Annotated in this window: 9 protein-coding genes; 7 read left to right on the forward strand and 2 right to left on the reverse strand. The window is 36.4% G+C overall.

Translation table 11 applies throughout. The features are described from left to right. Position 1 precedes the first annotated feature (1 nt). The 6 genes from rlmN to N9R04_RS03510 all read left to right on the forward strand — a co-directional run bounded on the left by rlmN (position 2) and on the right by N9R04_RS03510 (position 6,343). Positions 2 to 1,096: a dual-specificity RNA methyltransferase RlmN gene (rlmN, locus tag N9R04_RS03485; RefSeq protein WP_262855123.1), complete on the forward strand. Its 1,095-nt coding sequence runs from the start codon at positions 2 to 4 to the stop codon at positions 1,094 to 1,096. Positions 1,097 to 1,102: 6 nt separating this feature from the next. Further along, on the forward strand, positions 1,103 to 1,846 hold the full coding sequence (locus N9R04_RS03490) for a Stp1/IreP family PP2C-type Ser/Thr phosphatase (protein WP_262855124.1): 744 nt from the start codon (positions 1,103 to 1,105) through the stop codon (positions 1,844 to 1,846). Further along, positions 1,843 to 3,945: a Stk1 family PASTA domain-containing Ser/Thr kinase gene (pknB, locus tag N9R04_RS03495; protein WP_262855125.1), complete on the forward strand. Its 2,103-nt coding sequence runs from the start codon at positions 1,843 to 1,845 to the stop codon at positions 3,943 to 3,945. The genes N9R04_RS03490 and pknB overlap by 4 nt, the downstream gene beginning before the upstream one ends. Positions 3,946 to 4,181: 236 nt before the next feature. Continuing rightward, positions 4,182 to 5,057 carry a ribosome small subunit-dependent GTPase A gene (rsgA, locus tag N9R04_RS03500; RefSeq protein ID WP_262855127.1) on the forward strand — a complete coding sequence of 292 codons (876 nt, stop codon included), beginning with the start codon at positions 4,182 to 4,184 and terminating at the stop codon, positions 5,055 to 5,057. A 1-nt stretch (position 5,058) separates the two neighbouring features. Continuing rightward, positions 5,059 to 5,703 (forward strand): ribulose-phosphate 3-epimerase, encoded by a 645-nt coding sequence (rpe, locus tag N9R04_RS03505; RefSeq protein ID WP_262855128.1) that lies wholly within the window; start codon positions 5,059 to 5,061, stop codon positions 5,701 to 5,703. Between the two features lie 4 nt (positions 5,704 to 5,707). Further along, positions 5,708 to 6,343, forward strand: coding sequence for a thiamine diphosphokinase (locus N9R04_RS03510; RefSeq protein ID WP_262855129.1), 636 nt, complete (start codon positions 5,708 to 5,710; stop codon positions 6,341 to 6,343). Positions 6,344 to 6,725: 382 nt separating this feature from the next. Here N9R04_RS03510 and rpmB read toward each other — a convergent pair whose 3' ends face one another. Then, a complete protein-coding gene (rpmB, locus tag N9R04_RS03515; protein WP_262855130.1) occupies positions 6,726 to 6,914 on the reverse strand; it encodes a 50S ribosomal protein L28 in 189 nt (62 codons plus the stop codon). 355 nt (positions 6,915 to 7,269) lie between these two features. Between rpmB and fakA the strand changes: the two genes are divergently transcribed. Continuing rightward, positions 7,270 to 8,925 (forward strand): DAK2 domain-containing protein, encoded by a 1,656-nt coding sequence (gene fakA / locus N9R04_RS03520; protein ID WP_262855132.1) that lies wholly within the window; start codon positions 7,270 to 7,272, stop codon positions 8,923 to 8,925. A gap of 465 nt (positions 8,926 to 9,390) precedes the next feature. Here fakA and N9R04_RS03525 read toward each other — a convergent pair. Beyond that, positions 9,391 to 10,448: IS110 family RNA-guided transposase (locus N9R04_RS03525; RefSeq protein WP_444544740.1), on the reverse strand; the 1,058-nt coding region annotated here is incomplete at its 5' end.

The following is a 10,448-nucleotide window of genomic DNA, read 5'->3' on the forward strand; positions in this document are numbered from 1 at the left end:
AATGATTACTGAAAAGAAGAAGAAAAAAAATAAGTTTCTTCCTAACTTTGAAAAGCAATCTATTTATTCACTGAAGTTCGATGAATTACAGGATTGGCTAGTAGAACATGGACAACAAAAGTTTAGAGCGCAACAAATTTATCAGTGGTTATATGAAAAACGCGTTGACCGTTTTGACCAAATGTCTAACTTATCCAAGGAATTGCGAGAGTTGTTAGAAGATAACTTTGCGATTACCACCCTTTCTACCGTAGTGAAACAGGAAAGTCGTGATGGTACGATTAAATTTTTATTTCAGCTACAGGATGGTTACACAATCGAAACGGTGTTAATGCGTCACGAGTATGGAAATTCCGTCTGTGTGACAACTCAAGTGGGGTGTCGTATCGGTTGTACATTTTGCGCTTCTTCAATTGGTGGTTTAAACCGTAATTTAGAATCAGGAGAAATAGTAGCGCAAGTGTTGACAGTTCAAAAGGCTTTAGATCAGACAGATGAGCGTGTATCTCAAATTGTTATCATGGGTATTGGTGAACCCTTTGAGAACTATGATGAAATGATGGATTTTCTTTATATAGTCAATCATGACAGAAGTTTAAATATTGGGGCTCGTCATATTACCGTATCAACATCCGGTATCATTCCACGTATCTATGATTTTGCTGAAGAAGACATTCAAATTAATTTCGCTGTAAGTTTACATGGAGCTAACAATGAAATTCGTTCGCGGCTCATGCCTATCAACCGCGCCTATGATGTGCAGAAACTGATGGACTCTATTGATTACTATCAAGAAAAGACAAATAGACGTGTTACGTTTGAGTATGGCTTGTTTGGTGGCGTCAATGATCAAGTCGAACATGCGAGAGAACTTGCTGATTTAATCAAACATTTAAAGTGTCATGTCAATTTAATCCCAGTCAATCATGTGCCAGAAAGAAATTATGTCAGAACACCTAAAGAAGATATATTTAAATTTGAAAAAGAATTAAAACGACTAGGTATCAACGCAACTATACGACGTGAACAAGGTTCAGATATAGATGCTGCTTGTGGTCAACTAAGAGCAAAAGAACGTCAAGTAGAAACGAGGTAGATGCTCATGCTTAATGCAGAATTATTTACTGACGCTGGACAATATCGTGAGAAGAACGAAGATGCAGGTGGTATCTTCTACAACAAAACGGAGCAACAACTATTAGTCATCTGTGACGGTATGGGAGGTCATCAAGCAGGGGAAGTAGCTAGTCAATTCGTAACTGAAGCGTTAAGGACACGTTTTGAGGAAGAGAACTATATCGAACCTGATCAAGCTGAAACGTGGCTTAATACTACATTGAAACAAGTTAACCGCGATTTGTATGAACATGCTGAAGCACACAGCGCGTATCATGGGATGGGTACGACCTGTGTTTGCGCTATGATCTATGATAACCATATCATTGTAGCGAATATCGGTGATTCAAGAGCTTATTTATTCAATAGTCGAGAAACTGATCAAATCACCAGTGATCATTCGTTTGTCAATCACTTAGTGATGTCAGGACAAATTTCTGAGGAAGAAGCTTTCCATCATCCTCAACGTAATATCATCACGAAGGTAATGGGGACTGATCGACGCGTTACACCTGATCTTTTTACTAAAAAGATTAAATTCTTCGACTACCTAGTATTGTGTACAGATGGTTTAACAGATTACGTACGCAATCATGAAATACAAGCTCAATTAGCTGATAACGATGGCTTAAATTCTCATGGAAAAGCTTTGTTAGCTTTATCTCAACAACATGGGTCAAAGGATAATGTCAGCTTTATCATAGCTGAAATCGACGGTGATAAGGTATGATGGGTCACTACGTTAATGAGAGGTATCGGATAACAAAAAAGCTAGGTGGCGGTGGTATGAGCACTGTCTATTTAGCAGAAGATACGATATTAAATCGCTCAGTTGCAGTGAAAGCGATTGCTGTCTCCGCGGGTGAAAAGGAAGAAATACTGCAACGCTTTCAAAAAGAAGTGCATAATTTAACGCAGCTTTCACATCCGAATATAGTAGATGTGTACGATATCGATGAGGGTGAAGATGATAACTTCTACATCGTCATGGAGTATTTAGAGGGGCCTACGTTAAATGATTTCATCAGAGCGCACCATCCCCTTGATGTGCCTACAATAATCAACTTTACTCATCAAATTTTAGAAGGCATCGAACATGCTCATGCTCACCAAATTGTCCATAGAGATATCAAACCGCACAACATTTTAATAACTAAAGATAAGAAGCTTAAAATATTGGATTTCGGTATAGCGAAAGCGCTTAGCGAAACGGCTAAGACTGAAACTAATAGCGTGCTTGGGACGGTACAATATTTATCGCCTGAGCAAGCTAGAGGCGAGCGTACAGATAAAGCGACGGATATTTATTCAATTGGTATCGTGCTTTATGAAATGCTTCTAGGCAAGCCACCATTTACTGGTGAAACAGCGATTAGTGTAGCTTTACAACACATTCAATCTTCCGTACCTAATCCCACTGAACAGCGCGAAGAAATACCGCAATCATTGAGTAACGTTGTTCTTAGAGCAACAGAAAAAAATAAAAATGATAGGTATCCAACTATTGAAGCAATGAGGGAAGATTTAAATTCATGTTTAAATCAAACACGTCAAAATGAAGAGGTGTATCATACTGATAATACCCAAACTAAAACGGTGCCTATTCAAACTGATAAGATAGTAGAGAACTTCAACCGAGATACTAAGGTCATGACTCAAGATAATGACCAGTCTTCTTTGAGTGCAGAGGATAGACCAAACCACCAACACTTTCAAAGTGATGAAAGTCAATTTTATGCTATACCAGCTAAAAAGCGTTCAAGAAAGAAGAAGATATTCTTGGCTTTCATTTTTCTTCTTCTCTTAGCGGCGCTTATTGGTTTTGTTATTTGGGGCATGTTTGGTAACAAATATTCAGAAGCACCTGATGTAAGCCATAAGACTCAGAATGAAGCCGAACGTCTGTTAAAAAATAAAAAGTTAAAAACAGGAAGAATCCAGCATGAATACAGCGATAAAGTGGAAGAGGGGAAAGTCATTCGTACAGACCCTAAGATTGGTAGTCGTGTAAAGCAAGGGTCTAAAGTAAACTTAGTTCTTTCCAAAGGTCCAAAGATGAGCGAAATGCCGAGTCTATTTAATATGACGAAGGAGTCAGCGAAAGATCATTTAGAGAAATTAGGTTTTACAGATGTAGAGATTGACCAAGCCTATACTAAAAGCAATATAGCGAAAGGTCATATTGAGGACCAAAGTATCGAACCAGGAAAGAAAGTGAAAATCCACGGAACGCATATTAAGTTAACAGAATCGCTAGGTGTCAAACAAGTTAAAGTGGGCGATTACGAGGGCGATGATGTTAAGGAAGCAACAAAAGAGCTCCAACAAAAAGGCTTTAATGTCACTATAACGAAAAAACAATATGATGATGAAATTGAAAAAAATCACATCATATCCCAGACGCCTAAAAATAAAAAGGTAGATGAAGGTTCAACGGTTCAACTTATTATTTCTCGAGGTGCTAAGAAAGAAGATAAAGCTGAAAAACATGACGATAATAAAGATACAGATAGTGAGCACGAGTCAAAGGATAAAAAGTCTGAGAGCCGTACCACAGCTCAAGATTCTGAGGATGAAAAGAGCGTTAAAGAGCATGACGCTACAGTAGAAATACCTTATTCAGATAAAAATGGTAAGCGACAAAAAGTAGAGATTATTAAGCGAGACAGTAACTATACTGGTGACTCACCTTATAAGACGTATTCAATTTCAAGTGATAAAGAGGTGACAATACCACTTGAGATTGAAAAGGGACATGACGCTGGTTATACAGTCCGCGTAGATAATAAAATCGTAGCTGATAAAGACATAGATTACGATGACGCTTAATTCTAAAACACTTTGCACTGGTGTATGGACATCTGAACTTGTACTAGCAACAAATTTAAATACTATATAAGCGTTAAAAAGTAAACGTGAATTAAATAATGGATAAAAACGAGGTGGAGGAGAATTCGTTACGGAATACGGAGTTCTCTTTCACCCCTTTTTATAATCAGTTAAATATAATAATCGTACAAGCTCTGATATAATAATAAAAAAGTGGAAGAAGGTGATGTGTGATTATGCGAACAGGAAGAATAGTGAAGTTAGTGAGTGGTGTCTATCAAGTTGATGTTAAAGGTGAATTATTTAATACGAAACCTAGAGGGTTATTTAGAAAGAAAAAGTTATCTCCAATTGTCGGAGATATGGTTGATTTTGAAGTGGAAAATGAAAAAGAAGGATACATATATCATATACATGAGCGCAAGAATTTTCTAAAGCGCCCACCTGTAAGTAATATCGATCGCTTAATAATAGTGATGAGCGCTAAGTCACCGGACTTCTCGGCTCAGTTGCTTGATCGTTTTCTAGTTATTGCACATTCATATCACCTTAAACCACAGATTATAGTGACCAAGGTAGATCTGCTTTCCGATGAAGAATATGAGCAATTAAATCAGCAGTTAGCGATTTATGATCAACTTGGTTATATGGTTAATACTAAAGGGCAAGACGATACGACTTCAACACTATTTAAAGATATAGCAGGGGAATTAATAGTCTTGAGTGGTCAATCTGGAGTTGGAAAATCGACCTTATTAAATCAATTAAATCCCGAACTATCGCTAGAAACACAGCATATATCTAAAGCTCTAAACCGCGGACGTCATACAACGCGTCACGTTGAATTATATTCAATCAATAACGGCTATATAGCTGATACACCTGGTTTTAGTGCTCTAGATTTTGATCATATCGACAAAGAACAACTCAAACATCACTTTAGAGAAATTAATGAAGCTGGAGCTCTTTGTAAGTTCAGAGATTGTATGCATTTAAAAGAGCCACAATGTTACGTTAAAGCTAAAGTAGAAAATGGTGACATCAGCCAAATGAGATATAATCATTATGTACAATTGTATGAGGAGCTGGCTCAAAGAAAGGAAAGATATTAAGATGACTAAATTATTCCCCTCATTATTAGCTGCTGACTTCCTATATTTAGATAAAGAACTAAACGCATTAGAGGAGGCAGGTGTGGATGGTCTTCATTTTGACGTTATGGATGGCCAATTTGTTCCGAACATATCTGTAGGTTTACCGGTCCTGAATGCAGTTCGCAGAGGCACAAATTTACCTATAGATGTCCATTTAATGATAGAAGAGCCCGAGCACTATGTAGAGCATTTCGCTAACTATGGCGCCAACATGATTTCAGTCCACGTAGAAGCAACTTCCCATATTCATAGCGTTATACAAAAGATCAAGGATAAAGATGTTAAAGCTGGAGTCGCTATTAATCCAGGAACGCCAGTTTCTTTAATAGAACCACTGCTCTCAATCATCGATTATGTATTAGTTATGACAGTTAATCCAGGCTTTGGAGGCCAAGTTTTTATTGATTCTTGTTTGGAAAAAGTTAAGTATCTTGCTACTTTGAGGAATGAATTAAATCTAAATTATGAAATTGAAGTCGATGGCGGAATAAATGAGAATACAGCTAATAAAGTTATAGAATATGGTGCTACCATGTTAGTAGCTGGGTCCTACTTCTTTCAACAAGCGGATTATAGTACTGCAGCAAAACAATTGAAAGGTTGATTGGATGCAGATTAATTTATTATGTAGTCTTAGAAATCTTCCTGAGCATCTATTCACTGAGAAGAAAAATGAACCCTGGGGCGGAGTCGATATAGGGGCACTCCTCTTGTTAAAAAAGAATATTATACCAGTCATGGCAGTGGGAGATTTCGATTCAATTTCTCAAGAAGAAAAGGAATATATTAGTGAATATATCGAACTAGATGCTCATAAGTCAGAAAAGGATGACACTGATTTAGCTTTAGGTGTGATCCAATCTATAAAAGCGGGTTACACAGAAATAAATATTTACGGCGCAACTGGAGGACGCTTAGATCACTTCTTAGGCGCGCTACAAATACTAGAAAAACCAGAGTATAAAGCTCAAAACATAACTATTAAATTAATAGACGATAAAAATGAGCTCCAGTATCTAGGCAAGGGCAAACATTATGTGAAGAAAGACTTGAAATACCGCTATATCTCACTTATCCCAGTGATGTATCCTACAGTATTGTCACTCTCACACTTTAAATATAACTTAAATAAAGAAGTGCTTCGATTAGGTTCAACCTTAACTATCTCAAATGAATTAGAAGGTGATGTGGGGGAAGTCGAGGTTTGTTGGGGGGGCATTATTCTCTCTCGCAGCTCTGACTAGGAACCTTTTGAGTGTGTGTAAGCTGAAATAGCGTCGTTAAACTCTCTTTATCATTGCTCATTTACATAAAGTAAAATCGCTGCTTCAAAAGAGAGTAAGCCTCGCTCTTCCATGTTACCCACGCTCAAAAAGAAAAATAGAGTGTGTGTAAACTGAAATAGCGTCATTAAACCCTCTTTATCATTGCTTATTTACATAAAGTAAAACACTATTTCAATAGGGAGTTAGCCTCGCTCTTCTAATTCTTCAACGCAGTGTTTAAGTTATAAGATATAGACCTCAGGCATTACCATGCTTGCACAAGCAATCTCTAATGTCTAAATGTAAATAAAACGTCCAACCTTCCACATAAAGGTTGGACGTTATTTGTGCATTATATTTATTAAACTCTAGTAACTTTACCAGATTTAAGTGCACGAGCTGAAACCCAAACTTTTTTAGGTTTGCCATCAACTAAGATTCTAACTTTTTGTAAGTTAGCGTTCCATCTACGTTTAGTAGAATTTAAAGCGTGTGAACGTCTGTTACCAGTTGAAGCTTTACGGCCAGTTACGTAACATTGTTTAGCCATGAGCCTACCTCCTTTAATAAATATAAATACACTTAACTACTACATACCTCTAAAATTTACCATATTTAAGTATGCAAAGCAATTAAATACGGCTTAATTTCGAAGTTTTATTTCGACTGGTTTGAACTTTATGTTATAATTCCGTATTATGAGTGTTTTAAGGGAGTAAAATGTTATTCAGAGGTTAAGATGCAGTTAAAATAAATTTAAATAGAGTAATAGTATCATTTATACAACTATCATGAATATATAGACAAAGTAACATTACTAACGAAGTATGAATTACAAAGACTAAAGTTATTTAATGAAGGGTGTAGTCATTGGTAGAGTGACTTAAATAGGAGGATAAAGGAACATGGTTAGCAAAATAGATGGTAAAATGTTTGCGCGTATGATTCAACAAGGAGCGCAGAACTTATCGAATAATGCAGATTTAATTGATTCACTAAATGTATATCCTGTACCAGATGGTGATACCGGTACGAATATGAATCTGACAATGAGTTCTGGGAAGGAAGCTGTAGCAAATCAAGGAAATATACATATAGGTGAGGTAGGTGCAGTCTTCTCCAAAGGGTTACTAATGGGAGCTAGAGGTAACTCAGGAGTAATCCTATCTCAAATATTTAGAGGATTTTGTAAACAAATAGAAGATTTAGAGACTATCGATATTTCCAATTTAGCTGATGCTATCCAAGCTGGAGCAGATACAGCTTATCAAGCAATTATACAACCTGTTGAAGGAACTATTCTTACTGTAGCGAAAGATATGGCAAAGGCTGCAACTCAATTGAAACAATCAGTTACTCATTTAGAAGAATTTTTCAAACAATTGTTAGAGGAAGCTAATCGTTCGCTTGAAAATACACCAAACTTGTTACCGGTGTTAAAGGAAGTAGGAGTAGTCGATAGCGGTGGTAAAGGATTAGTGACTATATTTGAAGGATTCTTTGCAGCTATACAAGGCAAGGAAATCACACCACATCGTCAAGGCGTACCAAGCGATGAAGATTTATCTACAGAGAGTCACGAATTTCACGGTGTAATCAACACTGAAGATATCAAGTATGGCTATTGTACCGAAGTGATGGCACGTTTCAATGCTAAACAAAAGAGCGGGAAGTTTGATGTAGAAGATTTCAAAGATAAAATGAGTCAGTTTGGAGACTCATTACTTGTCGTTAATGATGATGAGATAGTTAAAGTTCACGTTCATACGGAGAAACCAGGTGATGTATTTAACTATGTCCAAACGTTTGGCGAATTAATTAAACTTAAAGTTGAGAACATGCGTGAACAGCATCGTGAAGTGGTTAAAAAAGAGCGACAGTCGTCTGAGGAGGATATCAAAACTGTTGATAGAGCTATCATAGTTGTTTCAATGGGTGAAGGTATTACTGAAATCTTTAAATCGATGGGTGCAACTCACGTTATTCATGGTGGACAAACAATGAATCCGTCTACTGAAGATATTGCTCGAGTAATCGAACAATCGCAGTGTAAGGAAGCTATCATATTACCTAATAATAAGAACATCATTATGGCAAGTGAACAAGCAGCTGAGCTCGTCAATGCTAACGTAGAAGTCGTTCCTTCAAAATCTATACCTCAAGGAGTAGCAGCTTTATTTCACGTGAACCATGATAATGATTTACACGAAATAAAAGAAGAGATGGTAGAGGCTTTAACTACTGTATCATCTGCGTCAATAACTCAAGCTGTGCGAGATACACAAATCGATGGACTCCAAATTTATAAGGAAGACTTTATAGGACTAAAGGAAGATAAAATAGTTACTAGCTCTAGTGATTTATTGCAAACTCTTAAAAGTTTAATACGTCACCTTTTAACTGAAGAGAGTGAAATAATTACACTCATAACAGGACAGGACAGTGAAGAAGCGATAACGAATGAAGTTATCAATTATATTGAGCAGGACTATCCTGACATTGAAGTTGATATTCAAAATGGACAACAGCCTATTTACCCTTATTTAATGTCCGTTGAATAACTTTGCTATGTGTGAAGTGAATCCAGAGATATAAATATGTTTAAATAGCCATAAACTTCGGGATTTTCGTAGTATTTACGACAAAATCTCAAAGTTTACCTATTCATCCGTTTCTTCAAAGAGTGTCAGATGGGGCAGTGCTAATCGAAGACCGAGGCTGAAACGGCATTATAGGAAAGCGAGTCAATTATACGAAGGGGGAGCGGGACAGAAATCTAATTTGAATAAGAAGATTTCGTTGTCCCGCCCCGGCAAGGATGACTAGAATTGAAAAAAGCTTGATACAAGCGCGTTTTCAAATCAGCCATCTACTGCCGAGATGTTGAAGAGGCTGGGATTTATGTCCCAGCCTCATTTCCTACGATTAGTCAAGCGCTTCTACAATAAAATAAGCATACTTAACTCAACCGTTTAAATTTTATTTTTTTAAATAAGGTGTTAAACTATATTTGATTGTACGGTTGGCTAATGAGGGGCCATTTGATAATCGTATAATTTATGATTGACTATCAGGTAATGAATTGTTTTTAATAGTCGGTTGATACAGGCGACTACTGCAGTCTTATGAGATTTCTCATTAGGCTGCTTTTTCAATTTATAGTAATAATCTATAATATGGTTGTTATAGTGTCGCTGCCCCCGAATGATATTCATTACGACCCAAAATAATAATCTTCTCGCTTTTTTATTACCTCTTTTATTAATTGTATCTCTGGATTGAGTGCCTCCAGATTGATATCGTTTGATATCAATACCTACATAAGCATTTAATTGTTTATTCGATTTGAATTGAGTCACATCTCCTAGTTCTCCAAGTATCATCGCTGCTGTTAGTTCTCCAATGCCTGGAATAGAATAAATCGCTTGAAAAGCATCAAGTTGTTTAGCCAATTGAATCATCTCTTTATCTAATTGTCTCATTTGTTGTATAGAAGTTTTTAATTGTTGAATGCGTAATTTCGTTTTTTGAACTAGAAAAGAATGTTTAGCTACATGAGGATAACTTTCATGTGCAAGTTTAACTAATTCTTTCGCATAGTTTTCTGCTTTCTTAATAGATAAACCTTTATCTGTAGAGTTGAGTATGCTCGTAATAAGCGTTTCTAAATCTTGTTGATAGACGATGTCAGGATGAGGGAATTGTTGAGCGATATTAAGTGCTATGAGAGAGTAACGGTTTTTAAATAATTTTTCTAATTGAGGGAAAGTTTGATGTAATGCTTCAACAATTTCTACTTTCAAGCGATTTTGTTCGTTTTCCATCTCTAAATGAAATCGTGCACGTTCACGTAATTCAAAGAAAATACCAGAATAGCTTTGTTGGTGCTTAATGGATTGAAGGTTAGGAGCTAATTGGGCTAATTTATGGGCATCAGATTGATCTGTTTTCCATGATCTTAAAGAACTTGTTTTGAATTTTGCCTCCAATGGATTTAATTCAATATAATTTATTTGATTGACTCGGCAAAATCGAACCATACCTCTTGAATAAATCCCTGTAGATTCAAAAATGAGTGTTGGAT

It is taken from the genome of Staphylococcus marylandisciuri (assembly GCF_025519785.1).
GTDB lineage: Bacteria > Bacillota > Bacilli > Staphylococcales > Staphylococcaceae > Staphylococcus > Staphylococcus marylandisciuri.

Coding starts and splice junctions, on each gene's coding strand:
- rlmN (WP_262855123.1), top strand. CDS start 2: ATGATTACTGAAAAGAAGAAGAAAAAAAATAAGTTTCTTCCTAACTTT.
- N9R04_RS03490 (WP_262855124.1), top strand. CDS start 1,103: ATGCTTAATGCAGAATTATTTACTGACGCTGGACAATATCGTGAGAAG.
- pknB (WP_262855125.1), top strand. CDS start 1,843: ATGATGGGTCACTACGTTAATGAGAGGTATCGGATAACAAAAAAGCTA.
- rsgA (WP_262855127.1), top strand. CDS start 4,182: ATGCGAACAGGAAGAATAGTGAAGTTAGTGAGTGGTGTCTATCAAGTT.
- rpe (WP_262855128.1), top strand. CDS start 5,059: ATGACTAAATTATTCCCCTCATTATTAGCTGCTGACTTCCTATATTTA.
- N9R04_RS03510 (WP_262855129.1), top strand. CDS start 5,708: ATGCAGATTAATTTATTATGTAGTCTTAGAAATCTTCCTGAGCATCTA.
- rpmB (WP_262855130.1), bottom strand. CDS start 6,914: ATGGCTAAACAATGTTACGTAACTGGCCGTAAAGCTTCAACTGGTAAC.
- fakA (WP_262855132.1), top strand. CDS start 7,270: ATGGTTAGCAAAATAGATGGTAAAATGTTTGCGCGTATGATTCAACAA.